This window comes from Vibrio mytili, assembly GCF_000830505.1.
Taxonomy (GTDB): Bacteria; Pseudomonadota; Gammaproteobacteria; order Enterobacterales; family Vibrionaceae; genus Vibrio; species Vibrio mytili.
Genome location: NZ_JXOK01000053.1, coordinates 16,928 through 43,313, shown reverse-complemented (window position 1 = coordinate 43,313; position 26,386 = coordinate 16,928). Strand labels below are relative to the sequence as shown.

Sequence of the window (26,386 nt, the reverse complement as noted above, 5' to 3'; positions counted from 1 at the left end):
GACGATTATGTGGAAAATTTACTTGCTAGCTACGGTGCTAGTTATTTCTGGGTGTGCTAATAACGACACCAAACAATCTAATTTTGATAAAAGTCTTTATTCAGGTAAACCGGTTGAGTCATTAACTAGTGAACAGCCGCCTTTGAGTGAGGAAGAAGCGATTGAGAGGGGGGATCGAGCCCTAACCAGTAAGAATACTGATTTGGCGTTATACGAATACATCCGTTCACTCACATTTGAAAACGGCGTACATAAAGATAAAACGTTATACACTATTGGCCGTATTCACGAAGCAAAAGGTGACTTTGAATTAGCAGACCGATCGTTCAGAGCATCTTTGGCTGAAAACCCAAATCATATAGGGTCATTGGAAGAACTAGGTAAGCTCTATACTAAGCAAGGACGGAAAGATGTTGGTAACGACTACTATTTACGTGCCCTGAATGCAGACCAAGTTCGATTAGGTGGTAAAGGGGACTTAGTCGTCAACGCAATCACAACCGAAAAAGTAATGGCTTTGAGGTATGATGAGAATTCTCCAGTTAATGCGTATGTGGGGCTCGGTGTTCTCTATGATATCAACAATCGTCATGAAACCGCACAAGCATTCTTACGTCGAGCGCTTGAAATTAAACCGTACAACGAAAATGCATTAGTCAGTATCGGCTATTCCTACTACATGGTTGGCGATTACGGTAAAGCAACGCACTTCACCAATTCAGCTTTAAACCTAAACAACAACAATGAGAAAGCAATTAATAACCTAGGGTTGATTGCAATCGCAAGAGGCGAGCCGCGTAAGGCGCTTGGTATCTTCAGTCGTCATATGACGCCATCCGAAGCGCTAAATAGTGTCGGTTACTTCTTAATTTTACGTGATGAACCGGGTGAGGCGATTCCATACCTACAGCAAGCTATTGACAAAAGTCCTTCTTACTACGCAAAGCCAATGAAAACTTAGAGCGTGCTTTGGCGATGGTAAGGGCAGATAGAGATACTTCAAAAGCGTTTTTTCAGTAGTGTAATTAAAATAATTAACAATTATGCGTATAGACCAAAATATAATTGTTTGTTCTCTATTAAATAAAAATTCGTCTTGAGAAATTGAGGAGAATTTTTAATTAGAATTGGTCAGGTTTTGTAAAAGTTTTTTCTATTTAATGGAGGTGGTAGAAATAAAAAAGATAGTAATCATGTGCATTATTGTTTGAATGTTATGTATTAATAAAAATATATATTAATATGATTTTATGATTAATTTTAAAGCGTTAAATCTGATAATATTGTAAATAAATATAGCTGGTGCGACTAATGATTTTTTAATGGTTTCAATTTTCCCTTCCATGAAGGCTGTAAGAAAAGTATATTACTCTAATAATTCTTAGTTCTAAATTTAGTATGATAATTGTTTATTTTGTAGGTTTTTTGATTTTACAAATACTGCAGAAAATATTTTTAATGCTATTCTTATATCTGCATTTTTTTCATTATCATTGTAAGTTTTTCCATGTTTTATTATTTATATTTCAACGATCTTATCTTTTTAACTAAGTATCCAATTAATTTCCATAGAGCTATCGTTAGAAAAATAGATACATAACCATCTATTGCATAGTGCCAGCCAAGATGTACTGATCCTATCAATATTAATATAGCGTAAGCATAAGCAAAAAAACCTATTTTTTTATTTATCCGGTAAACACTTAGTGCCATAATAATTGCTATAGAAACATGCATACTTGGCATGGCAGAAATACCGGAACCTATACTGTTTGCATGTGTCATATATTCTTTCCAAAGGTGTTGCTGTGTTGGTAGAGCCCATAATTTACCTATGTGCATATCCATAAGGAACTGATTTTGGTTTGTAAGCTTGATCATTAATGGTGCATATTGATTATTTCCTGTTATAAGTTCCAAAAAACATGGACCTGCAGAAGAAAATATCGTGGCAAAAAAAACACCGATTATCATCCAAGACAAAGAAAAGCATAATAAAAACTGTTGCCTCAATTGAGGTTTGTTTTTATAGACTATGAAAAATATTAACAGTCCCCACATAAAGAAGAACCAAATATTATATGCAAAATTTATCGCTAGTGATGATAACGGAGATGAGAATATTGCATGTGTAATTTCCCAGGGGTAGAATCCAAAATGAATAAACTTATCAACTTCTGAAAAAATTATATCCCACTTAAATGGGTTAATTTTAGGAATAAGAGATTTTAAAAAAGTATGATTTGAAAATATTAAGTTGAAGGCTAGGAGGGATATAAAAATCGATACTATCCTGCCTGCAGGGAATAAGAAATTTATTATTTTAGTAAAGAAGTTTTTCAATATATACTTTTCTTTATTTAAAATTAAGTATAAATAATAATAAATGCTAAATGATATGCCAGTTATATAAAGTGCGACTCCCATTGTTTTTAAGTAGGTTATAAAAGAGTATGCGATGGTGGAGTTCACGAAATATGAAAGAAGATAGATAATGAATGTGGTAATAAGGCAGTATAGATATAGTACCTTGTCAACAAGTAAATGTTTTTTTATAGAGCTTAACTCTACGTCAACTCTTTCTCGCCAAGTGATAGTGATTGATAGTTTGCGTTCTTGTGTCATCATTATCCCATTGTAAACTTCGTCTTATTTAACAAAGCATAGTTGAAAATGGACAACCTGACGTTGTGAACTTTATCTATTACAAATTCATTCTCAATCACAGAATTGGATTGTCTACATTATAGTCTAATCAATGGCCGTATTTTATCAATGTCCAGAGTTAACGAATGTTCTCAAAAATCGACGCTAGAGTTTGGAAGACAAGTTTAACTTCGGCTCTGCATCCATGCAGTTGTGCTCTATCCAGAACTGAGGCATGTAATAGTCTAACTTGATGTGGCGATATTGGTTATTGTCTATTCTTTGGTAAGTTTTATAGCCAATAAAGATGAGAGACCAAAGCGCGATAAATATCAGACAGAGATGCGAAAATGTTGATGCTTTTGATGAAAGTAAGCGAGACTTTGATTCTTTCTCTGACGTATTTACTTCTCTAACACTTGCCCAATATAGAGCGACCGATATAGCAGCAAAGCCTTGACTCATCGATGCGTTAATTACTGAGGATATAAAGCTGTAAGCAAACCCAGATAGCACAGTCAGACCTAAAATTCGGACAGATTCATTTGTGATTTTGCAAACGCGATAGAGGGTATGCAGCAATAACACGATATAACAAAGCGCGGTGATGACTCCCCATTCGACAGCCATTAGCAGAATGGAATTGTGAGGGGAGTGGGCAATGACATCGTTGTTACAAACAAAGGTATCTCCACCGTGTCCCCAAAATGATATCATTGCGATGGCGTTCGACCATAAGTTCAGTCGGTTTGAATCACTTAAGCGAATCTCTCCTTGTCCGTCAGGCCAAACCCCATGAATAAAATACTGCGGCAGCGGCGTGAAGAGCAGCCACTTTAAGAGAAGCCCACAAGCTACCAATGTCAGCACCCACTTGAGTTTTTCTACTTTTTTTTCTGAGAGCAGTATCCAAAGTATTATCCCCGTAAAACTAGCAATAATTGCCCCTCTTGCATCCAGAGCAAACAGCAAACTAAATTGAATCACGACTGGAATGGCGAACATCCAAGACTTCGCTTTTCCTTTGTTTGTCCATGCCCAATAGAGTAGGGGCAATACTAGCCAGACTTGGACATAATTTATGTTTCTTGGGTTTACAAAGCTGAACAGGTAGCGGTAGTTTGGAATATCACCTTGCCAAGTCGCGAGGATATGGAAAAGAAAAACGGAAAGAAAGATCGAGAATGTCAACCAAACATACAGGCGTAAAATGACATCTTTATACTTTAGGACGACACCCGTCAGCAAAGTGGTGACAATCATGAGCATCAGCGCGTAACTAAATACGGCTTGTGACTTGACCCAGTACAAACTAGAAATGTTGGCGACAGTCGCTGCAGCGACTGCTGAGCTAATAACACGCCATTCGTACGTGACAACGTGGATAGAGATACAATGACTTTTTCACGCACGGACCATGAGACTAAAAGAACTATCGCTGTGCATAGCAGATAAAAGATAATAAAAAAGCGCTTATTATCAAATAGAGTAGTAGGATCAAGCCAATAGGGAGTAAAGCTCAGTAATATGCTTCCGCCTAGAATAAAGAACAGTAGCAGCGTAGGGTATTGTTTTTGTAGTGAAAACTGTTCCGTCTTGAACATCACACCTTACTCATGATTTTACGTATTATGAGTATAGGTAAGGGAATCGTCACATGACGGCGAATTTTTCCATATTTCTACTTAGCTAACATTTTATTTTGCGCACTTATTGAATACCAACCGCTGCTCCCATCCCCACAAAAAACACAATCAACCACAGTATCGACAGATTCAATTTCTTAAGCAGATAAAAGCCGGCGATGATTAAGGCGATGTCGATAGGGGCAGTCACGGCGCTACTGAATACCGGTTGGTAAAGTGCAGCGAGTAGAAGACCAACCACCGAAGCGTTGACACCATGAATCGCGCCCGAGACTCTAGGTTTACCTGCCAGTGCTTGCCAGTTTTTGAGTACACCAAGCAGTAAGAGAAAGCCCGGGAGGAATACGCCAATGGTGGCGATCAGGGCACCGAGGATTGGCGTTGCAGACATTTGATAGCCAATGTATGTTGCGAAGGTAAACATCGGGCCCGGTACAGCTTGCGCTGCGGCATAACCAGTTAGGAATGCGTCTTGGCTCAATTGATCACCAACGATATTCTGTAACAAAGGCAGTACCACATGACCGCCACCAAACACCAAACTGCCGGCTTGGAAAAAGTCACTGAACAGGCCGAGTATTGGGAGGGTATGCGCGAGCAAAGGCAAACCAATGAACAACAAAGCAAATATCATTAATGGTGTGAGAGTTGGTTTAAACGGTTTGCTCTCAGCCGTTGATGGCTGATGAAGAAAGCGCGTGCCAATCAATCCGGCAACGATCAATACCATCATTTGTGTCCACAAACTTGGTGCCACCAGTAATGCAATCGCGGTTGAGACACACAAACCCGCCGTCAGTTTGCTTTGGCAGAAGTTTTTATACATACCCCACGTTGCATCCGCTACGACAACAACGGCTAACAGTTTTAAACCATGCACGATGTTTTGAAAAACAGTGGTATCGGTGATTTGGCTGCTGACCATGGCCAATACGAGCATAATTAAAACTGAAGGTAGGGTAAATCCAAGAAAGGCTGCGCATGCACCAGTTAAACCACCGCGTCTATAGCCTAAGGCAAACCCCACTTGACTAGAACCTGGACCGGGTAAAAACTGACTCAATGCGACGATTTGTGCGTATTCGCTGTCATCGAGCCATTTCAACTTCTCTACAAAGGTTTTACGAAAATAACCAATGTGTGCTGCGGGACCGCCAAAGCTGATCCATCCGAGCCAGAAGAAGGTTTTGAAAATGGTAAACATGCTGATCCTATTCAATATTCTAAAATTCCGCTGTTGCCAATTTACCCATTCACATAAAATGATTCCAATTAATAGATTTAATGAAAACTATGAATGAAATGGGATTGGGTTTGAATGAAAGAAGATATCCAGTGGCGTAACATCGATCTGAATCTGTTGGTGACGTTTTCTTATCTTTATCGTTATCGAAGTGTCAGCTTAGCTGCGGAAAAGAGTTTCGTCAGCCAGTCGGCCATGAGCCACAGCTTATCGCGTCTTCGGCTATTGCTGGATGATTCGCTGTTTGAGCGCAAAGGGCATAAGATGGAACCGACTGAGCATGCGCATCAGGTCGCTCCGGTCGTGCATCATCTATTGGACTCCATTGCCAAAGAATTGCTTACCAAATCCTTCTTTCAACCCGATAGCTACACGGGCGTGTGTCGTATTGGTTTAACGGATTACGCGGAATTTATCTTTGCGCCAAAGATTTATGACCACATTCGCCAATGCGCACCCGAAGCACAAATCAGCTTTGTTAACGTGAATCGCAGTAATTACGTTGGATTAAGCGAGAGTGATAAATTGGACGTCATTATTGGCAGCATACCGATATTAGATGACAACTTTACCAGTGAATACTTGTACACAGAAAGGCACGTTTGCTTGTGTGATAAGCGGGTATTGAAAGGAAAGGATACATTGTCGGTTCAACAGTTTGCCGACATCGAACACGCTTTAGTGAGCCCCGATGGCAGCTTAAAGACACAAGTAGACCAAAAGCTCATTGAGCACGGTTTACGCCGCAAAGTGACGGTGGCTTCGCGTAACTTTCTCACCATACGAAAATTGCTTAAGCAACGTGAATTAATTGCTATCGTGCCGGAAAAAATGGCGCTTGCAGAAGGCTTCTCAGATAACTTAGTGACAGTGAAACCGCCGATTTCGGTAGCGGATTTTGATATTGCAATGGTGTGGCACACCAGTCGAACCAATGATGAAAAAGGCATTTGGTTACGAGCGCTACTTTCCGAGTTAATCACTACGGCGTGAATGTTTAATAATATGATTTACTGAGTTTAGTGAAAACGTTTTACCTTATTCCTTTGTTCAATCAAATGCGCTTTATTTATCTGCAATTAGCAATTAGCAATTAGCAATTAGCAATTAGCAATTAGCAATTAGCAATTAGCAATTAGCAATTCGCGGGAGTGAGCTGAGAAAATCTAAGCATCTGAGAAAGGCTTGGTGGTGCCGCGCAGCATTAGCTGGCTTGGTAGTGTCACCTTCAGTGGTATGGAGCGATTGTCGCGGATTTTTTCGACCAGTAGGTTCACACCTTGAGCGCCCATTACTTCAGGGTACACGCACACTGTTGACAAAGGCGGGAAGGTAAATGGTGCGGTTGGGGTGTCATTCACGCTAATCAACGCGATATCATCTGGAATATGTAATCCGTGTTCATGAATGGCACGAAGGACACCAATGGCGATGGTATCGGATGAAATGAATAATGCATTTGGGACATCATCTTGAGCCAGCATTGCTTTCGCTACGTCATAGCCCGACTGGCTGGTGTTGTCACTCCAGTAGATATCTTGTTCAGATAAAAGACCTTTTAGCCTACCATGATCTAAAAAGTCCTCACGCTGAACAACGCTTTCACTTAGGTGTGTTTTATTGGGAGTTTCTGCGCGGCTTTTTATCTGTTTATCTCCAATAAAACCGACACTTTGGTATCCTTGATTTGTATATAAATCAATCACTTGATTGGTGATTCGGGCGCGATCAATATCGACACTATCATGTGGGTTTTCTGGAACTGAAAAGTTGATACAGCAAATGCTATTGATGAGCCGTTTCGGCAGCTTATCGGTGAGTGAAGGGGATGGTTTTCCGACTAAAAGGACACCCGTGATCTTTTTGGTTTCAATATCCAGTTCTGGACCAAAACAATGGCTCAGCGCGATGCCTAATTTGTCGCACTGGCGTTCTATTCCGTGGCGAATCGACAAGTAGTGGGGATCGCTGGCTTCTGCTGCTTGAGGGTAGCTGTACAGGGCTAAAAAGTGATGTCGGTGTGTTGTGCCTTTGGCTTTTCTCGCACTGCTGGTGCGGTACTCAAGCTTTGCTGCGATCTGCTTAATGCGCAGCTTAGTCTCTTCCTTTACATTGATTGTTGGATCGTCATTCAATACTCGCGATACCGTTGCAAGTGAGACGCCGGCTTCTTGCGCAATGTCTTTTAATTTCGCCATTTACTTCTTACTCTTCCCTTTAGCACAGCTCACCTTGTTTGAGCGTTCGCCCATTTTAAACAGGCGCTTATGCGTTCACAAACTTTTCGTCTTCAGTAGTTACTCGATTCATCGCTCTGCCTTTCGTTTTTTCTCTTACTTTCTTTCTCCTAATAGTGTGAATCGAGACTTTAATGGAATTTTGTGGAAACGTTTACACAACTTGATATTGATCACGGACCTGAATAGGAATTGATTGCTAGACTTTTAGCCAGTTAAGCGAATTTGCTAGATGAATGCGGTTAAAGGCTCAATTACGCACTTATCGGGCAGTCATAGGAGAAGCAAAGTGAAAGTTCTTATCACAGGCGGTATGGGATACATCGGCAGTCACACATGTGTGCAAATGATTGAAGCAGGCATGGAGCCAATCATTGTTGATAACTTATGCAATGCAAAAATGGAAGTGTTAAGCCGAATTGAAGCACTCACAGGCAAACAACCCGTGTTTCATCAAGGTGATGTGCGTGACGAAGCGTTTTTGGATTTGGTCTTTGCCCAGCATGATATTCAATCCGTTATTCACTTTGCGGGCTTAAAAGCAGTGGGTGAGTCGGTAGTGAAACCATTGGAGTATTACGACAACAACGTCAATGGCTCTCTGGTTCTGGCACGCAGCATGAGAAAAGCTGGCGTCAAGAGCATCGTGTTTAGCTCTTCCGCAACGGTTTATGGTGATCCAGACATTGTTCCGATCACTGAAGATTCGCCAACGGGCGCGACGACCAATCCTTATGGGCGCAGTAAGCACATGGTGGAAGAATGCTTGAGTGATTTGTTTCATGCAGAGAACGACTGGAGCATCACATTACTGCGCTACTTCAATCCTGTGGGTGCACATCCATCTGGCACTATGGGCGAAGATCCACAAGGAACTCCTAATAATTTGATGCCGTTCATCGCGCAAGTGGCCGTCGGGCGACGCGAAAAGCTGTCAGTCTTTGGTGATGACTACTCAACCCCGGACGGTACTGGGGTCCGCGATTATGTACATGTGATGGACTTAGCCGATGGTCACATTGCCGCGTTGAAAGCGGTCGGTGAAAAAGCGGGTTTGCATATTTATAACCTTGGGACTGGTAAAGGCTCGAGTGTGCTGGAAATGGTTGAGGCATTCGCTGCTGCATGTGGAAAGCCAGTGCCTTACGAATTGTGTCCTCGTCGTCCAGGTGACATTGCAGAATGTTGGGCTAGTACCGATAAAGCAGCACGAGATCTAGGTTGGAAAGCGACTCGCTCTGTGGCTGAGATGACCGCCGATACTTGGAAGTGGCAATCGAACAATCCGCAAGGTTATTCCCCAGAATAATATTGTGGAATAACTATCAAGCTGTAAGCCAGAGGTTCTAGGTTCTAGGTCCTAGGGGGATCGGATTACAGATTACAGAGGTTAATCCTCCCTTCTGTATTCTGTAAGCGAAGCGCTCCGTGTTCAGTAATCAGTTTTCTTTCCCTAGGTCAAAGTCAAAGCCGAGAAACGAAAAAGAATTTTTAAAAGTTGAGTAAGTACTATGTCGAATGTTGAATTTAACCCTGTGGACCATCCACACCGTCGTTACAACCCGCTCACTGGTCAGTGGATTTTAGTGTCCCCTCATCGTGCCAAGCGTCCTTGGAGTGGTGCGGATGAAAAGCCATCGATTGCTGAGTTACCAGCATACGACGAGAAGTGTTTTCTGTGCCCGACCAATGAGCGAATCTCCGGAGATGTGAATCCGGATTATGAAGGAACCTATGTGTTCAATAATGATTTTGCTGCGCTGATGGTGGACTCGCCTGATGCGCCTGAATCAGACAATCCGCTATTCAAAAGCCAAGGTGTGCGTGGTTTGAGTCGAGTGATCTGTTTTTCTCCCGATCACAGTAAAACATTGCCTGAACTGTCCGTCGATAAGATTCGTGGGGTGATTGATACCTGGAACGATCAAATTGAAGAGCTGGGTAAAGATTACGTTTGGGTTCAAGCGTTTGAGAATAAAGGCGAGGCGATGGGATGTTCACAGCCTCACCCACACGGTCAAATTTGGGCAAACAGCTTCTTACCCAATGAAATTGAGCGCAAAGAGCACAACCTGAAAGCTTACTACCAAGAAAACGGCAGCAACTTGTTGGTGGATTATGTGCAAGCAGAGCTTAAAGATGGTTCGCGCATCGTGGTCGAAACTGAACATTGGGTTGCTGTTGTGCCGTACTGGGCGGCGTGGCCATTCGAAACTATGTTGTTGCCAAAAACGCATATTCGCCGTATGAGCGAGTTAACGGATGCGCAGCGTGATGACCTCGCGGTTGCGATCAAAAAGCTCACCAGCCGTTATGACAATCTATTCCAGTGCTCATTCCCTTACTCGATGGGCTGGCACTACGCACCGTTTTTTGAAGAGGGTACAGATATCGACCATTGGCAACTTCACGCCCTGTTCTACCCACCACTCCTACGCAGCGCCACCGTTCGTAAGTTTATGGTTGGCTACGAGATGCTAGCGGAAAGCCAGCGTGATCTCACTGCAGAACAAGCCGCACAACGCCTGCGTGATTTGAGTGAGGTGCATTATAAGGAAAAAACAAGGTCCTAGGTTCTAGGGGCCTAGGTCCTAGAGGGGAGCTAGCGGAGGCGGCAGTGTCTATTTGGTTTTATAGCTTTTGTTGTTCTGGATTACGGAATACGGAATACAGAAAGGTCCTAGGGGAAAAACAAGGTCCTAGGTAGAAAAGGTAGGTCCTAGGTTCTAGGGTCCTAGGTCCTAGGAAAATATTAAAGACTACGGATTACGGAATACGGAATACAGAGGTTCAGCCTTCCTCCGTATTCCGTAAGCGAAGCGCTCCGTATTCAGTATTCTGTTTTCCTTCCCTAGGACCTAGAACCTAGGATCCTAGGACCTCAAAAATCCTAGGACCTTTGTTTTCCCTAGGACCTCAAAATCGTTTTCCCTAGGACCTTAACCTCATATATTTTTAAAAATTAAAAAAACGAGATTTTACTATGTCTGATTTAATACAAAATGTGAAAACATCCTTTAACACCGTATTGGGCTATGCGCCGACGCATATTATTCAAGCGCCTGGTCGTGTCAATCTGATTGGGGAACACACAGACTACAATGACGGGTTTGTATTGCCATGTGCGATCAACTATCAAACGGTTGTGGCTGCGGCGAAGCGTGACGACAACATCGTACGAGTGGTGTCGGTGGACTACCAAGATGCCGAGGATGAATTTGATATCACTCAGGAAATCACCTTTCAACAAGACAAAATGTGGGCGAACTACATTCGTGGAGTGGTGAAGTGCTTGCTGGCGCGTGGCTATCAGTTGAGTGGTGCGGATATTTCGGTGAGTGGTAACGTGCCTCAAGGGGCTGGGTTGAGTTCTTCTGCGGCGCTTGAAGTGGTTATCGGTCAGACATTTAAAGTGCTGTTTAATCTAGAAATCAGTCAGGCTGAAATCGCTCTCAATGGTCAGCAAGCGGAAAACGAATTTGTTGGCTGTAACTGCGGCATTATGGATCAAATGATTTCGGCACAAGGGCAAGAAAATCATGCGATGCTTTTGGACTGCCGTAGTCTAGAAACTCAAGCGGTTTCCATGCCAGAAGATATGGCTGTCGTTATCATCAACTCAAATAAGAAGCGTGGGTTGGTCGACAGCGAATACAATACCCGCCGTGAACAGTGTGAAGAAGCCGCGCGTTTTTTGGTGTCAAAGCACTGCGTGATGTGACGATCGAGCAGTTTAACCAAAAAGCAGCAGATATGGATGAAATGGTGGCTAAGCGCGCTCGCCATGTCATCACAGAAAATGATCGTACTGTTAAAGCAGCAGAGGCGTTGCGTTCACACGATATGAAACGTATGGGCGAACTGATGGCTGAGTCACACGCCTCTATGCGTGATGATTTTGAAATCACCGTCAAAGAGATCGATACGTTGGTTGATATGGTCAAAGATGTGATCGGTGAGCAAGGCGGTGTGCGCATGACTGGCGGTGGTTTTGGTGGCTGTATTGTGGCGCTTGTGCACCAGTGCTTGTGGAGCAAGTTAAAGCAGCGGTAGAAACCAACTACCAAGCGGCCACAGGCTTGAAAGAATCCATTTATGTTTGCCAAGCTAAAGAAGGCGCAGGTCTGGTTGAAGTATTGTGAGTGAGCTCAATATAGTGTTGAGTTTAGGGGGTTGCTATCAGCATCAGGCTGTATAAGTTTGAGTTTTAGATAGCGTTTGGGTGGGTAATATTCCCACCATTTTTTTATTACTAGCTATGCGTTACCACCCAACCTTCAGGCGCGAGCTCAACGCTTTTCTACCGAATGTCTTCTCACCAACGTTGGGCTAAAAACAACGGTTTCGTCTTCGCCTGGTTCATCGCGCGATAATGCCAGCGCTAAGCGAGCGGCTCGTTCAGCCATCATCTCGATGGGGTAACGAATGGTGGTTAGGCTAGGGTGAACAAAGCGAGCAATTAAGCCGTCGTCAAAGCCAATCATCGAGATTTTTTCAGGGACTTGAAGGCCATTTTGATCCAGCGTGATGAGCGCACCAGCTGCCATATAGTCGTTATAGGCCACGACGCCTGTGATATCTAATGATTTCGTCAACAGGTTGGTCATGGCGGCTTCGCCACCATCACTGTTTGGCTCACCATATTCGATGTAGCTTTTCGAAAGCGCAATACCATTATCTTTGAGCGCGGCTTGATAGCCGTGTATGCGCTGTTCGGTATCTTCAATGTCGTGTGAAGAAGCAATATAAGCGATTTTGCTGTGTCCATGACGAATTAAATAGTCTGTGGCGAGATACGACCCTTTGTAGTTATCAAGTGAGATACAGCGATCGGCCAGCTCTGGTATGTGCCGGTTGATCAATACCATGCCTTTCACTTCTTTGGCGTAGCAATCAATTCTTCATCAGATAAGCCTTTAGCTGGATGACTAGCGCGTCACATCGGCTATTAATCAGTAACTCTAACGCTTGACGTTCATCATTGGGGTTGTGGTAGCCATTACCAATCAAGATGTGCTTGCCGTTTTCACGTGCGACGGTATCAACGGATTTGATCAGCGTGCCAAAGAATGGATCAGAGACATCACCCACCAACACGCCCATGGTGTTGGTGCTTTGGCTGACAAGGGCACGAGCGGCGGCATTCGGACGATAACCGAGCTTACTCATTGCTAAAGTGACCGCATCAATCGAAGACTGGCTTGCTTTAGGGGATTTGTTGATCACCCGAGAAACGGTGGCGACGGACACGCCGGCTTCTTTTGCCACATCTTTAATGGTTGCCATCGTGAACCTTCACTGACTAATAAATCGAATATGCGGTATTAAACACCCAATGTGTAACAAGTGCAATTTTCTATTATCAGGAACGAGAGCTGTATAGCTTACTCTCTGTAATTTAAAAGGTTGTTATTGTGTAAACGTTACCCTTAGCGATGTTGAGCGATTAAGTTATCAATTAACTCATAATGATGTTCTTCGACCCCTGCAAGGTTGCCGTATTTAGGCTGGTGACGATCGTTTTCTTTCGCATGTTGCCAGCCAACTGTGTGGTGAACAAAGTGCTCAGCAAAGGAGTGAGAGACTTCTAAACACCCTGCTAGTACGGTATCGACATAGCTTTGCATGATTGGGCTCTTTGAGCATGGCGGCAATGGCTCATCTTTAACATACACCCAGATATCGTGATCACGGTTAAACGACGTCTCGGCTTCTATCTGATGAGCTTGAACCGGAATTCGGTGGTAGCCGCGCTCTCGGCGATCAAATTCTGCTAATGCTGATTCATCGACCTCCAGCAACACGCCATTGACCTGTCCTTCACCTTGATTAACTACGAGGGGGGATAGGGTATAGCTGTCATCGATTTTTCCCCAGTAACGGACCAAGCCATGAACGATCACGGGAATGGCTTCGCCTGTTTGACCGGTTAACTTTCGTGACGCAGCATTGATTAAGCTGCCATAACCAAAGATATACATCTGACTTTTCCTTTGCTTTATTTGTTTTGTATTCGCTCACTTCTTTTATACCTAACCCCGCTCTTAAGCACAAACTTTACCCCTAAAGAGGAGTCTTAGTTTTTAACATGTATTTTTTATACATGTTTATGATAACATCTATCGTGTAGTTGAGTTCATCAGGGTAAAGCAACGCTTGAGGGCAACATAATGCTGAACATTACCGATAAAAAAGTGGAAGAAAAGATCCCCGCATGGCTGCGTTTAGGTTTTAGGCCGTTTTTTCTGTTTGGTTCCATCTATGCGATCATAGCGGTAGCTTTGTGGGTGTGGATGTTTCAAGCTGGTCAGCCGGATGCTCTTGCTGTCCCCGCATTGTGGTGGCATGTGCACGAAATGTTGTTTGGCTTTTCAATGGCGATTGTTGCTGGCTTTGTGCTCACGGCGGTGCAAAACTGGACGGGCATCAATGGCACCAAGCATTACACACTGTTGGCGATTTTTGCGTTATGGTTAGCGCCAAGGTTGTTACTTTGGACGTCTACTCCGTTATGGGTTACCAGCATTATTGAGTCGCTATTCTTACTTTTTGTCGCGTATGAGGTTGGTATTCGGGTCTACCGCTCGAAAGGGTGGCGCAATCTCTTCTTTGTTCCGCTATTTTTTCTCGCTATTTTCGCGAATTTTGCCAGTTACGCAACGATAAAGGGTATGCCGCCATTTTCATCTTCGGCTGTGTGGCAAGCGATGCTGTGGTGGTTTACTTTACTGCTTTCCGTCATGGGTGGGCGAGTCATCCCATTTTTTACCGCGCGTCGGTTTGATTTCGAAAAAGCTCAACCAATGTTGTGGCTTGATTGGTTAGCGAACTTGCCGTTGTTGATGTTGTTTATCCTGAGCTTTTTCCCGGTCACCTTTGTTGAGCTTGGCAACCCATTGATGCTATTTGCAGGGTTAGCACAGTTGGTGCGCTTTCTGCGTTGGAAACCATGGCGAACACTCAGTGAACCTTTGGTTTGGTCCCTGCATGCGGCTTACCTGTGCTTACCGTTAAGCTTAATCTTGCGAGGCGTGTGGAGTAATGCCTTCGCGAGCCATAACCTGATTCACCTGTTTGCCATTGGTGCATTGGGTGGGTTGATTTTGGCAATGATTGCTCGAGTGACGATGGGACATACTGGGCGAATGATTTATAAAGGCCCGAACATGAGTATTGCGTTCGCAGCGGTGATTCTGGCTGCCATCGTACGCAGCTTCGCGGTGATCTTGGATCCTGCCAATATGATGCTGTGGATTGATATTAGCGGTGGGTTATGGATAGTCGCGTTTGGTCTGTTTGTGTGGCGTTTTGGCGTGATGCTTATTACCCCTCGAGTTGATGGTCATCCCGGCTGACGCAATTTTTAGAGTTAGAGAAAGAGGAGCTGAGTGCTCCTCTTCTCGTTTTCATGCAATTTAGGCTTCATTCATCACTTTTGGCGGTAAAGCCTAAGCGTTTAAACAGCATCCATTCAAGAGCAAAAATCACGACCAGCGCGACACAGAACCAGGTAAAGGCTTGTGAAGAGTCCACACCAGGCATGCCGCCTATGTTAATGCCCAGTAAACCCGTTAAGAAGCTGGTGGGCAAGAATATGGTGGCAACTAGAGTGAACAAGTAGCTGTTTTTATTGGTTTTCTCGTCTCGGTAGTGTTTGATTTCTTCTTGAAAAAGAGCAACTTCACCGAGGTAGAACTCCAACGTTTCATTGATTCGAGTAATGTTGTTGTGGGCGAATCGATATTGATGCGGTCTGGAAACAACCAAACTTGAATCCGACTCGATCAAGTCACGAATCGCGTATTGCTGAGGGCGGATAAAACGTTTGATTGCAATCAATGCCTTCTGAGCTGCGATGTGTCTGTGTGTCGATTCATCATGGACGTCGAAATGATTTAAGGTGTCTTCAATGGTATCTAGGTAGGTGTCGATTTTACCATTTAGCCCTTCAATAATTTGATTGAGAAGGCTCGCTAAACTTTTTGGCCCTTTTTGTTCCGCCAGTGCCCGTCTAATCTCCATAATTGCCCGCGACGGAATCTTGCGTGTTGAAATCAATGCGCCTTGAAAATAGAGAATACGAACACTCAACATATCTTCAGGTGAGGCGTTATCGTTCATATTGATGCCACGCAGAATCAACATAAAGTTATCGTCATCCAAAGGGTGAAAAGAGGGGCGACTTTCATCGGCGAGTAGGTGTTCTACCGTTGCTCGAGGGACTTGGTTTTGCTCCAACCAAGTGCGAATATCAGGATGCTGTCTTTCACAGTGATACCAATGGTTCGCTTGTATCTTCTCGGGTGGACGGTCTGGTGTTGATTCGTTTGCGGTGGCAACTTGGGTAGAAAAATCCCAATGATCAATCATAAAACCCATCTATTTATCCTTGTCGTGAGCCTATCTTTATTTGAGCGATGAATATCAATGTCAATATCTACGAAAAGTCGATGGAGAGCAAACGAAAAAAGCCTGCACGTGGCAGGCTATACGGAGAAAGAATGAAAGACTAACTGACTTGCGATAGGCTTATGACTTTCTGTTGCAATTTTTCTTTTAAGTAGGCTGACAGTGATTGTTTTTCGTCATCACTCATGTAAAGGCCAAGCTTGGTGCGGCGCCAAAGAATGTCTTCATCTGTCATGGCCATTTCATGGTTCATCAAGTAATCCACTTCTCGTTGATAAACGCCGCCTGCTTGCGCAGAGAATTCATGACCTAGGTCAGCTTCACACGTGGCGTCTTCCATCAATGCCCACGTTTGTGTCCCAAACTGAGTGACATAGCGTAGGATCAACGCTTCTGGTGCCCAAGCGTATCTAGTATGAATTTGCTTCGCTAATTGCTCTCGACTACAGCTGAAGTTTCCGCCGGGTAACGCTTGATTTGCTGTCCAGTTACCCCCCATGTTTGGCAGAAACGGTTCAAGCTTTTTCATTGCAGCTTCACCCAGTTTACGATAGGTCGTTAACTTACCCCCAAAGATAGACAGCAGTGGCGCTTGGTCGAATTCTGCGTCCAATTCCAGAGTATAGTCCCGGGTGATCGCTTGAGGTGAGTCAGATTCATCATCACACAGTGGACGCACGCCGCTGTATGTCCACACGACATCTTCTGGCGTTAACTGATGGACAAAGTGTTGGTTAACGATATCGATAAGGTAATCCACTTCATCTTCAGAAATTTCGACGTTACGTGGATCACCGTGATATTCGAGATCCGTTGTACCAATGATTGAGAATTGATCTAAGTAGGGGATCATAAACACAATACGGTTGTCTTTGTTTTGCAGAATGTAGGCCTGTGGCTCGTTGTGAATACGAGGAACAACAATATGTGAACCTTTGATCAGACGGATGTTGCGCGGAGACACTTGTTCCAGTCCATCATCAAAAAACTGTTTTACCCAAGGCCCAGCAGCGTTAACCAGCGTTTTTGCTCTGCGCTCGAAACGTTGATCCGTCATCATATCGTGGATGGTGACGTGCCAAATACCGCACTCGCGATGCGCTTTTTCGACTCGGCAGTAGTTACGAACTTCAGCTTGATTTTCGCGAGCGGAAAGCACATTGAGTAACACCAAACGCGCATCATCTACCCAGCAGTCAGAGTATTCAAATCCGGTTTTTATCTCTGGCTTCAACAGGCCAGACTTCGCTAGGTCGACGGTTTTACTCGCTGGCAGTGTCGTACGTTTACCTAAGTTGTCGTAAAGGAACAAGCCGCAACGGATCATCCAAGCTGGGCGTAAAAAAGGGCGATGAGGTAAACGGAAACGCATTGGCAACGCGACATGAGGGGCTTTACGAAGAATGACTTCGCGTTCCGCGAGCGCTTCCGAAACTAAACGAAACTCATAGTGTTCAAGGTAGCGCAGTCCACCATGAATCAATTTAGAGCTTGCTGACGAAGTCGCGGAGGCGAAATCATTGGCTTCATACAAGCCAACACTCAAACCTCTGCCAGCAGCATCTGCCGCGATACCAGCACCATTAATGCCGCCACCGATTACGATTAAGTCTAATGGAGTGGATGAGTCAGTGGTGGAAGCATTTTTTTGTATACTCATAAATTTGACCTCTTTGTGCGCGAACGAGCATTTTGGAACATGGTGTAATCGTATCCTAGGTTTCGTTTGTGGTCATTATTTATTTTCGTTTTTGAGCGTTTTGTGTGATTTGTGCATAAAAAAACCTCTGTCTAATTAAGGCAGAGGTCATTTAAAGGTTCAAGTTTACATGATTTATTTATTCTATTTCATCATCAATCGCGGTGTTGGCCTGAACGACTTCTAAAGGGATGGCGCTTCTTTTAGGATCGCCAAAATTTCTTCGGGTGGTTGTTGGTTGGTAAATATCATGTTTAATTGTGCGATGTTGCCCAGCTTCACCATTGCATTGCGACCAAACTTAGTATGGTCAACAGCAAGAAATACACTGCGACTATTGTCGATAATGGCCTGCTTTACTCGCACTTCGTGGTAATCGAAATCCAATAGAGAACCGTCGAAATCAATCCCACTGATACCCAGAATGCCAAAATCGAGGCGGAACTGCTTTACAAAATCTAAGGTCGCTTCACCAACGATGCCACCATCACGGTTACGAACTTCGCCACCTGCCAATATCACTTTAATTTCTGGATTTGGGAAAAGGATCGTCGCGACATTGATGTTATTGGTTACAACGCGCAACTGCTTGTGATGTTTATTCAGTGCTCGTGCTACAGCTTCTGGTGTCGTACCAATGTCGATAAATAGTGTGGCACCATCTGGTATATGCTTAACGACCTCTTCAGCAATGACATCTTTTTCATTAAAATTCAGTGCTTTTCGTGTGTTATAAGAGGTGTTTTCAGAACTAAGAGGTATGGTCGCACCACCATGATAGCGACGAATTCTGTTGTCGTCTGCGAGTTCATTGAGGTCGCGTCGTATGGTCTGTGGGCTGACATTGAACCGTTCTACCAATTCCTCGGTGCTGACATAGCCTTGTTTTTTCACCAAATCGACAATTTGTTGGTGTCTAGGTATTTGCTTCACTTGCCACTCCATAATGCATTGAGCACGTCCAATGCTTCATCTTCGAAATGTTTTTCTCAAATTCATCGAACAATTTGAGGCTATTTGAGGATATTGTGCTCGAATTTGCGCGTTGTGAGAAGCGAAGGCATCAAGGAATTGGCGGTTTTATGCAAAAAAAGAGCGCTCGAACAGCGCTCTTTTTTTCGTTTTGTGATGGTTAATCGTCTTCGTCGTGAAGCGAGGACCAAGTTTGCGCACACTTCACCGCTCGTTTCCAGCCTTTATAACGACGGTTACGTTTCTCTTCATCTTCATGAGGCTCGAACGTACGATCGAGAATGGCTTTATCTTGTAGTTCATCAAGGCTACCCCAGTATCCCACAGCGAGTCCCGCTAGATATGCCGCGCCAAGGGCGGTGACTTCCGTCACTTGAGGGCGGTGAACTTCTGTGTTGAGTACGTCTGATTGGAACTGCATCAGGAAGTTATTCGCGACAGCACCACCGTCAACTCGGAGGTTAGCCAGTTTTATGCCGGAGTCCGCTTGCATTGCGTCCAGTACATCACGCGTTTGGTAAGCAATGCCTTCTAAAGTTGCTCGAATAATATGGTTTGAGTTGACGCCCCTTGTTAAGCCAACGATCGTGCCTCGAGCGTACGCATCCCAATATGGCGCGCCAAGGCCCGTGAATGCTGGTACGACGTACACACCATTTGATGTATCTACTTTCGTGGCGAAGTATTCTGAATCTTCAGCACCATTAAGGATCTTAAGTTCATCGCGCAGCCACTGAATTGACGCCCCTCCCATAAAGACTGCACCTTCCAGTGCGTACGCTGGCTCCCCTGTTGGGCCACATGCTAGTGTCGTCAATAGGCCATGGGTTGAGGTGACTTTCTCTTTCCCGGTGTTCATCAATAAGAAGCAACCCGTGCCGTAGGTGTTTTTTGCCTGGCCTGCTTCTACACACATTTGTCCGTACAGTGCTGCTTGTTGGTCACCTGCAATACCAGCAATAGGGATACGAGTTCCCCCTTTACCACCGATGTTGGTTTTACCATAGACTTCCGATGAGCGTTTTACTTCGGGCATCATTGATGCAGGAATACCCAGTTCATCCAGCAGTTTCGCATCCCAGCATAAATCGTTGATATTAAATAGCATGGTTCGAGAAGCATTGGTGTAGTCTGTCACATGTACACGACCTTGAGTCATTTTCCATACTAGCCAAGTATCGACAGTACCAAACAAGAGTTTGCCAGCTTCAGCATCTTCACGCGCGCCTTCGACATTATCAAGAATCCACTTCACTTTCGTGCCAGAAAAATATGGGTCAAGCACTAAGCCTGTATTATCACGCACATAGTCTTCTAACCCGCGATGTTTGAGATCTTCACAGATTTCTGCGGTACGGCGACATTGCCAGACAATGGCGTTGTAAACGGGTTTGCCAGTCTCTTTGTTCCAGACAATGGTTGTTTCACGCTGGTTGGTGATACCAATAGCGGCTAGTTGGTCACTACGGATGCCTGACTTCGCTAATGCTTCCACTAAGGTTGAACTCTGTGTTGCCCAGATTTCCATTGGATCATGTTCGACCCAACCTGCTTGAGGATAAATCTGAGTAAATTCGCGTTGAGCAACGCTGACAATATTGGCGTCATGATCAAGAATTACTGCGCGAGAGCTGGTGGTGCCTTGGTCTAGGGCAACGATGTATTTTTGCTCAGTCATGGTAAGAATCCTTTTTGTTTCGTTATTTATATTTTAGTCAGTGGTTAAGCTCGCGCTTGTTCAGTTTCTTCTGCATCGCATTGATTTGGTATGGTACAGCCCTGGCCTTGTTGTGGAAGGTAAGCTGCAATCGCTTTCGGGTAGAGCCAGCCACCAAAGCAAGCGCCTGCAATTGGACCAAGAATTGGAACAATAAAGTATGGAATCTCTTTCGCACCAGTCAGGGCGTAATCCCAGCCCGCGAAGTAAGCGAACAGTTTAGGTCCAAAGTCACGCGCAGGGTTCATAGCAAAGCCAGTCAATGGACCAAGTGAGCCACCTATCACTGCAATAAGAATACCAATTAAGAGAGGGTTCATCGCCCCTCGAGACGCGCCGTTACTTTCATCACCCAGCGCAAGAATGGCAAACATTAAAACGGCAGTAATCACAAATTCAACAGCAAACGCACCCATAAAAGAAAGCGAAGCGTGTGGATAGGTAGAAAAAATCCCTGCGGTTGCTAAGGCCTCTTGGCTACTACGAACGAAATTGTGTGCGATTTCATAATCAGTAAAGAGGTTGGCGTACAAGCTGTAGACCAAAGCGGCAGAGCAAAATGCACCGAGTAGTTGAGCTGCGATATATGGCACGACTTTCGCCTTATCAAAGCCATGGAACAGTGCAAGTGCAATGGTTACGGCTGGATTGATGTGAGCACCAGAAACGCCAGCTGTACAGTAAATAGCAATGCTGACCCCGAAGCCCCATACGATGCTAATTTCCCATTGTCCAAATGATGCTCCGGTTAATACGAGAGCAGCTACGCAGCCAACACCGAAGAAGATAAGCAGTCCGGTACCGATAAATTCCGCCAAACATTCTCCGAGCAGGGAAGGGTGTTTGTTGATTGTCATGTTAAGAGTCCTTTAGTTATTTTTGCTTATTTAGCAGGGTAGTATTTTGCACATTTATTCGGTTTCGAAAATAAACGAGCATTATAAATGAGCGTTAGAGCATAAAAATGTTAAGGAAACTCTTATTTTTTGTTAAATGGCGCATGTTTTGATCATGAAAGAAATATTATAACCTTGTTTCTTAAACATGGATGATCATGTTGTGGTTTAAGTTACCGAGGTAAAAAATAATACGCAACTGGTAAGAGGAGTTTTGTGATGCTAGAGTGTAAAAGGTGGTTTGTTGTTCAGTTTTGGTATGAAAAATAAACCTAAATAATTAAAAAATATAAGTTTTTACTGGTTTCTGTATGTGTAGTGACGGCGTGAGCTCAGGTTAAGTACAAACGGCTGTTCATTGACCTATCGTGAGTGCTAACGTCTTATAGAGGTCTCATTCTGTCTTTTTAATGAAAACTTATATGAGCATTTTTGAGCTTTTTTCTTCGTTTTTAATTTGAGTTGTGATGTTGAAAGTAACCAATGTCGTTCGTGATTTATGGTATTCGTTAATTTATATGTAACATTGTTGACGTTAAATCCCTCTCAGATATTGCTTTATTACGGATTACTGGCTATCGATTGTGCTTGGGCACGTTTTGGTCGGACGAGCATGAACGTTAAAAAGCGCGCAAAGAAAATGCTAGCGTCATGTATCTTTAAACAAGCAGTGGCATGCTGCTTTTCGCTTTTCTAAAGGGAATAACAATGAAAACAACGTCTATATGTCTTACTTTTTTGGCGATCGGCTTATCTGTGGGGGCGATTGCGAAGCCTGTCGTGATTGCTCACCGTGGTGCGTCTGGTTATTTGCCGGAACACACCTTGGAAGCTAAAGCACTTGCTTATGCAATGAAACCCGATTATATCGAACAAGATGTGGTTATGACCAAAGATGATAAGTTGGTGGTTTTGCATGATCACTATCTGGATCGAGTCACGGATGTTACGGAACGATATCCCGATCGAGCACGTAAAGATGGACGCTACTACGCGATTGACTTTACGTTGGCTGAAATCAAATCGCTGCGAGTCACGGAAGGGTTTAATCTCGACGACAATGGGAAAAAAGTGGCGGGTTACCCAACTCGATTCCCGATGTGGCAGTCGGATTTTACAGTCCCTACCTTTGCTGAAGAGATTGAGCTGATTCAAGGCCTGAATAAGACATTGGGTTACGACATCGGTATTTATCCAGAAATCAAAGCCCCTTGGTTCCACCGCCATGAAGGCAAAGATATTTCCAAAGCGGTTCTTAAAGTCTTAAAGCAATATGGTTATGACACCCAAGATGACAAAGTCTACCTGCAGTGCTTTGATGCCAATGAACTGCAACGTATTAATAGCGAATTGATGCCAGCAATGGATATGGATTTAAAACTGGTTCAATTAATGGCTTATACGGATTGGAATGAAACCATGGTTTATCAAGGTGATACCGCAATACCATACAGCTATGACTGGATGTTTGAAGCGGGTGGCATGAAAAAAGTTGCTGATTATGCACAAGGGATTGGTCCATGGAAGCCGATGCTGGTGGATGACAAGTCGACCAAAGATAACATCATCATTAAGCCTCTCATGAAAGCGGCAAAAGACGCTGGTTTACAGGTTCATCCTTATACGTTCCGAGCCGATCCAGGCCGTATTCCTGCTTACACGGATAGCTTCGAAGGTATGATGGATATCTTCTACAATCAAGTCAAAGTCGATGGTTTGTTTACCGACTTCCCTGACAAAGCGGTCAGTTTCTTGAGTCATACCAACCGTAGTAAATAACTGATTTCGCAAAGTTAGAGAAACAAAAATCCCCCAACATTTCTGCTGGGGGATTTTTAGATTCTAATTCAAAAAAATTAGTTGTTTGAGTGCAGTTCGCTGTTCAGTTCAACCGCGCTCTTGTTGGCAAGACACTCAACCTGGCCCGTTTGAGAGTTACGGCGGAATAGTAGGTCTGATACGCCTGCTAGATCGCGAGCTTTAACAATTTCTACTTCGTTACCTTCTTTATCCAGCATGCGTACTTTAGTACCCGCCGTTACGTATAGGCCTGATTCAAGAGTACAACGATCACCTAGTGGGAAACCAAGACCTGCGTTTGCGCCCAGTAGTGAGTTTTCACCGATAGATACAACCACTTTACCGCCGCCTGATAGCGTACCCATGATAGAGGCACCGCCACCGATGTCTGAACCGTTGCCAACGACAACGCCAGCTGAGATACGACCTTCGACCATGCTCACGCCAGTCGTACCTGCGTTGAAGTTAATGAAACCTTCATGCATAACTGTCGTACCTTCGCCAACGTGTGCACCAAGACGTACGCGAGAAGTGTCAGCGATACGAACGCCAGTTGGAACAACGTAATCCACCATTTTAGGGAATTTGTCTACACAATCTACGCTAAGTGTGCGGCCAGCAAGGCGTGCTTCGATTTGACGATCTGCTAGTTCAGGCAAGTCGATTGGGCCTTCGTTAGTCCACGCGATGTTGTGCAGTAGACCGAAGATACCATCCAGTACAATACCGTGAGGTTTCACTAGACGGTTAGAAATAAGTTGAAGTTTTAGGAAGCCTTCAGCCACAGATTGTGGTTGCTCATCAGTCGCAAGAATAACCAATACAAGCGGCTGTGCTGAATCCGCGGCTTTAGTTGCGAATGAAGCGTTTGCTGTATCGCCGTTTGCTTCAAATGCTGCTGCAAGTTCTGCGCTTTGCGCGGCAGAGATCTCGATAGCTTGGTTGCCTTGCTCGTAACCAGCTACTGCCGCTAGGGCATTAACCAGTGCTTCGCTTGGGTTAAGAACTGGATTTGGAAAAAACGCTTCGATGATTTTGCCGTCGCGATTTTTAGTTGCCGTACCAAAGGCGAGAGAAAAGAAAGCCATAGTTGATCTCCATGTGTTGAGTCTTGAATCTCGCCATTCTCTGGCAAGAGCTTTAAGTAAGTGGTAGCCATCATAATGACACTATTGAGGAGTTTAAAGGGAAGAAATCGATAAAGTCCGTAGATGGATACCTTTTGTCTTTTAGTCGATATATTTTTCCAACCAGAAAAATAAAGGTTCTAGGGGGAAAACAGAGGTCCTAGGTTATAGGATCCTAGGTCCTAGGGGAGAACGCTGGGACTTCGGGGTTTATCGTGTCTTTTGAATTTGTGGTTTTGGGAATACAGATTACGGAATACCGATAAGGTTACAGGTAAGAACAAGGTTCTAGGGGCATTAAGAAAGGTCCTAGGTTATAGGATCCTAGGTCCTAGGGGAGATCGCTGGGGCTTCGGGGTTTATCGTGTCTTTTGAATTTGTGGTTTTGGGAACACAGATTACGGGAACAGTCCTCGCTTCTTAGAACAAGAACTTCTGTACTCTGTAATCAGTATTCCAAAGCGATAAGCTCGAAAAGTATATTAAGCACAGAAGTTTCAACAAACGCTTCCTAGAGCCTAGAAAAACCTAGGCCCTTATTTTGACCTATGCGGCGTCTTCGTTTTTATCTTCTTCAACCGCTTCAAGCTTTTTTGCTTTTTTGGGTGCAGGTCGACGTTTTGCTCCTAGAGCGTACAGTACTTCTTCTTTATTTTGTGCAAGGAACATAGCGAGGTCTTCTTGTTTACTTTCCTCTTCAAGAAGTTCACTTTTACCTAGCAGAGAAAAAAGTTCATCTGCCATATCCAGCATTTTGTCGTAGGCGTCAGCTTCCGCTTTAGAGGTAAAAGTCATTTTCTCTTCTCCATTGCGTTCTACCACGTACTTGACGATTACAGCCATGGTTGGTCCCCTAATTTGGTGTATTGATACTGGCTTTTTATACAGTTTTTGACTAGCCAAGTCTAGTAACGAGCTCAAGAATGAGAGGCACGCACAACTAACTGACCAGCATTTAAACTATCTCGGTTTATGTTGAAACGTTCTGCTTGGCGTGAAGATGATCTTTTCTTTGCCAATGTTGGCAAAACTCAATGAAGGCTTTCAGTAAAGGGCTTTGGTATTTTTCCTTATGCACCAGTAACCAAAAGCGACGCTTCATATCGAGCGGCATTTCTAACACTTTGACTCGGCCATCCAGGATAGCCGGCTCAGCAGACAAACGGGACAGACAACCAAGCCCCAAGCCTGCGGAAACCGAGTTGATTAAGGCTTCGGTGGTATTGAGTTGAAACGCTTCATGCCAATGTTCCAAGCGAGGGGCGACAACGCGCATAAAAAACTCACGTGAACCAGAACCCGCTTCACGCAGTATCCATTCGCTGTTTTCTAATTCAGCGAGGTTCATCACGCCATCGTGTGCAGCCGCATAGTCTGGCGCGCAAATGACACACATTTCATCTTCACTAAATTGAGTGGATTGCAACTCTGAATGCAGCGTTTTACCCTCGATTAGCGCGATATCCAGTTCATAGTCCGTCAGCATGTCACAGATTTGTGCCGTGTTGGAGATGAATAAGCTTTGCGAACGGTGCAGGGTGTGCTGGCGAAAGTCGCTGAGCAGATAAGGCGCGACTTGATTACCAATCGTGTCGCTGGCCCCAATTTTTAGGAAGCCCGTTAAGGTTTGGTTGCCCTCGAATAGGTTCTCGATATCTTCAGCGCGATTGAGCAACTCATCGGCTAAAGGCAGGAGTTTTTGGCCTTCCTGATTGAGAATAAGTCGATTATTGACACGATCAAACAGGTGATGACCGATTTGCTTTTCGAGTTCAGACAACGTCATGCTCACTGCTGCTTTGGAAAGAAACAAGCTCTCCGATGCAGACGTCAGGGTTTTATGCTGGGTGATGGTGGTAAACACCTTGAGTTGCTTGAGAGAAATATGGTTTGTCATGGCAGGTTGTTTTCAAGCGCCTTGGTTGAGTAACGGTAAACAGTTTAATCATAGTAAACGTCAGTGCTTGATCATTAGATAAAACAAAACGTACTGC

Annotated in this window: 17 protein-coding genes and 4 pseudogenes; 7 read left to right on the top strand and 14 right to left on the bottom strand. The window is 44.2% G+C overall.

The window, feature by feature from the left end:
- Nucleotides 1-7 precede the first annotated feature (7 nt).
- A pseudogene (locus tag SU60_RS14360) lies at nt 8-1,020 on the top strand (tetratricopeptide repeat protein).
- A 495-nt stretch (nt 1,021-1,515) separates the two neighbouring features.
- Here the strand turns inward: SU60_RS14360 and SU60_RS14355 are convergent.
- The 3 genes from SU60_RS14355 to chrA all read right to left on the bottom strand — a co-directional run bounded on the left by SU60_RS14355 (nt 1,516) and on the right by chrA (nt 5,496).
- Nucleotides 1,516-2,343, bottom strand: coding sequence for a phosphatase PAP2 family protein (locus SU60_RS14355; protein ID WP_342418114.1), 828 nt, complete (start codon nt 2,341-2,343; stop codon nt 1,516-1,518).
- Nucleotides 2,344-2,811: 468 nt separating this feature from the next.
- Nucleotides 2,812-3,915 carry an O-antigen ligase family protein gene (locus SU60_RS14350; RefSeq protein WP_041156117.1) on the bottom strand — a complete coding sequence of 368 codons (1,104 nt, stop codon included), beginning with the start codon at nt 3,913-3,915 and terminating at the stop codon, nt 2,812-2,814.
- Between the two features lie 441 nt (nt 3,916-4,356).
- The gene (gene chrA, locus SU60_RS14345; protein ID WP_041156116.1) at nt 4,357-5,496 is read right to left on the bottom strand and encodes a chromate efflux transporter; all 1,140 of its coding nucleotides are present in this window, start codon (nt 5,494-5,496) and stop codon (nt 4,357-4,359) included.
- Nucleotides 5,497-5,610: 114 nt separating this feature from the next.
- On the opposite strand from chrA, the gene SU60_RS14340 reads away from it, so the two are divergent.
- On the top strand, nt 5,611-6,528 hold the full coding sequence (locus SU60_RS14340; RefSeq protein WP_041156115.1) for a LysR family transcriptional regulator: 918 nt from the start codon (nt 5,611-5,613) through the stop codon (nt 6,526-6,528).
- Nucleotides 6,529-6,701: 173 nt separating this feature from the next.
- On the opposite strand, the gene ebgR is transcribed toward SU60_RS14340, so the two are convergent.
- The gene (gene ebgR, locus SU60_RS14335) at nt 6,702-7,733 is read right to left on the bottom strand and encodes a transcriptional regulator EbgR (protein ID WP_041156114.1); all 1,032 of its coding nucleotides are present in this window, start codon (nt 7,731-7,733) and stop codon (nt 6,702-6,704) included.
- A gap of 328 nt (nt 7,734-8,061) precedes the next feature.
- Between ebgR and galE the strand changes: the two genes are divergently transcribed.
- The 3 genes and pseudogenes from galE to galK all read left to right on the top strand — a co-directional run bounded on the left by galE (nt 8,062) and on the right by galK (nt 11,914).
- Nucleotides 8,062-9,081: a UDP-glucose 4-epimerase GalE gene (galE, locus tag SU60_RS14330; RefSeq protein ID WP_041156113.1), complete on the top strand. Its 1,020-nt coding sequence runs from the start codon at nt 8,062-8,064 to the stop codon at nt 9,079-9,081.
- Between the two features lie 202 nt (nt 9,082-9,283).
- Nucleotides 9,284-10,345, top strand: a complete 1,062-nt coding sequence (locus tag SU60_RS14325) for a UDP-glucose--hexose-1-phosphate uridylyltransferase (protein WP_041156112.1) — start codon at nt 9,284-9,286, stop codon at nt 10,343-10,345.
- 410 nt (nt 10,346-10,755) lie between these two features.
- Nucleotides 10,756-11,914, top strand: a pseudogene (galK, locus tag SU60_RS14320) (galactokinase).
- A gap of 147 nt (nt 11,915-12,061) precedes the next feature.
- Here galK and SU60_RS14315 read toward each other — a convergent pair.
- Both SU60_RS14315 and SU60_RS14310 read right to left on the bottom strand, forming a co-directional pair.
- Nucleotides 12,062-13,058: pseudogene (locus tag SU60_RS14315) on the bottom strand (substrate-binding domain-containing protein).
- Between the two features lie 143 nt (nt 13,059-13,201).
- A complete protein-coding gene (locus tag SU60_RS14310; RefSeq protein WP_041156111.1) occupies nt 13,202-13,753 on the bottom strand; it encodes a gamma-glutamylcyclotransferase family protein in 552 nt (183 codons plus the stop codon).
- Between the two features lie 189 nt (nt 13,754-13,942).
- Here SU60_RS14310 and SU60_RS14305 point away from each other — a divergent pair, with 189 nt between their 5' ends.
- The gene (locus SU60_RS14305) at nt 13,943-15,127 is read left to right on the top strand and encodes an NnrS family protein (protein WP_041156110.1); all 1,185 of its coding nucleotides are present in this window, start codon (nt 13,943-13,945) and stop codon (nt 15,125-15,127) included.
- A 67-nt stretch (nt 15,128-15,194) separates the two neighbouring features.
- Here SU60_RS14305 and SU60_RS14300 read toward each other — a convergent pair whose 3' ends face one another.
- The 5 genes and pseudogenes from SU60_RS14300 to SU60_RS14280 form a co-directional block, all read right to left on the bottom strand.
- Nucleotides 15,195-16,151, bottom strand: coding sequence for a CorA family divalent cation transporter (locus tag SU60_RS14300; protein ID WP_041156109.1), 957 nt, complete (start codon nt 16,149-16,151; stop codon nt 15,195-15,197).
- A gap of 130 nt (nt 16,152-16,281) precedes the next feature.
- Nucleotides 16,282-17,841 (bottom strand): glycerol-3-phosphate dehydrogenase, encoded by a 1,560-nt coding sequence (gene glpD / locus SU60_RS14295; protein WP_041156108.1) that lies wholly within the window; start codon nt 17,839-17,841, stop codon nt 16,282-16,284.
- Between the two features lie 178 nt (nt 17,842-18,019).
- A pseudogene (locus tag SU60_RS14290) lies at nt 18,020-18,813 on the bottom strand (DeoR/GlpR family transcriptional regulator).
- A gap of 199 nt (nt 18,814-19,012) precedes the next feature.
- Nucleotides 19,013-20,530: a glycerol kinase GlpK gene (glpK, locus tag SU60_RS14285; protein WP_041156107.1), complete on the bottom strand. Its 1,518-nt coding sequence runs from the start codon at nt 20,528-20,530 to the stop codon at nt 19,013-19,015.
- A gap of 44 nt (nt 20,531-20,574) precedes the next feature.
- Nucleotides 20,575-21,426, bottom strand: coding sequence for an MIP/aquaporin family protein (locus SU60_RS14280; RefSeq protein WP_041156106.1), 852 nt, complete (start codon nt 21,424-21,426; stop codon nt 20,575-20,577).
- 747 nt (nt 21,427-22,173) lie between these two features.
- Between SU60_RS14280 and glpQ the strand changes: the two genes are divergently transcribed.
- The gene (gene glpQ / locus SU60_RS14275) at nt 22,174-23,244 is read left to right on the top strand and encodes a glycerophosphodiester phosphodiesterase (protein WP_041156105.1); all 1,071 of its coding nucleotides are present in this window, start codon (nt 22,174-22,176) and stop codon (nt 23,242-23,244) included.
- A 77-nt stretch (nt 23,245-23,321) separates the two neighbouring features.
- On the opposite strand, the gene dapD is transcribed toward glpQ, so the two are convergent.
- The 3 genes from dapD to SU60_RS14260 form a co-directional block, all read right to left on the bottom strand.
- On the bottom strand, nt 23,322-24,353 hold the full coding sequence (gene dapD / locus SU60_RS14270; RefSeq protein WP_041156104.1) for a 2,3,4,5-tetrahydropyridine-2,6-dicarboxylate N-succinyltransferase: 1,032 nt from the start codon (nt 24,351-24,353) through the stop codon (nt 23,322-23,324).
- A 585-nt stretch (nt 24,354-24,938) separates the two neighbouring features.
- Nucleotides 24,939-25,235: a YebG family protein gene (locus SU60_RS14265; RefSeq protein ID WP_041156103.1), complete on the bottom strand. Its 297-nt coding sequence runs from the start codon at nt 25,233-25,235 to the stop codon at nt 24,939-24,941.
- Between the two features lie 127 nt (nt 25,236-25,362).
- Nucleotides 25,363-26,289 (bottom strand): LysR family transcriptional regulator, encoded by a 927-nt coding sequence (locus SU60_RS14260; RefSeq protein WP_041156102.1) that lies wholly within the window; start codon nt 26,287-26,289, stop codon nt 25,363-25,365.
- Between the last annotated feature and the right edge of the window lie 97 nt (nt 26,290-26,386).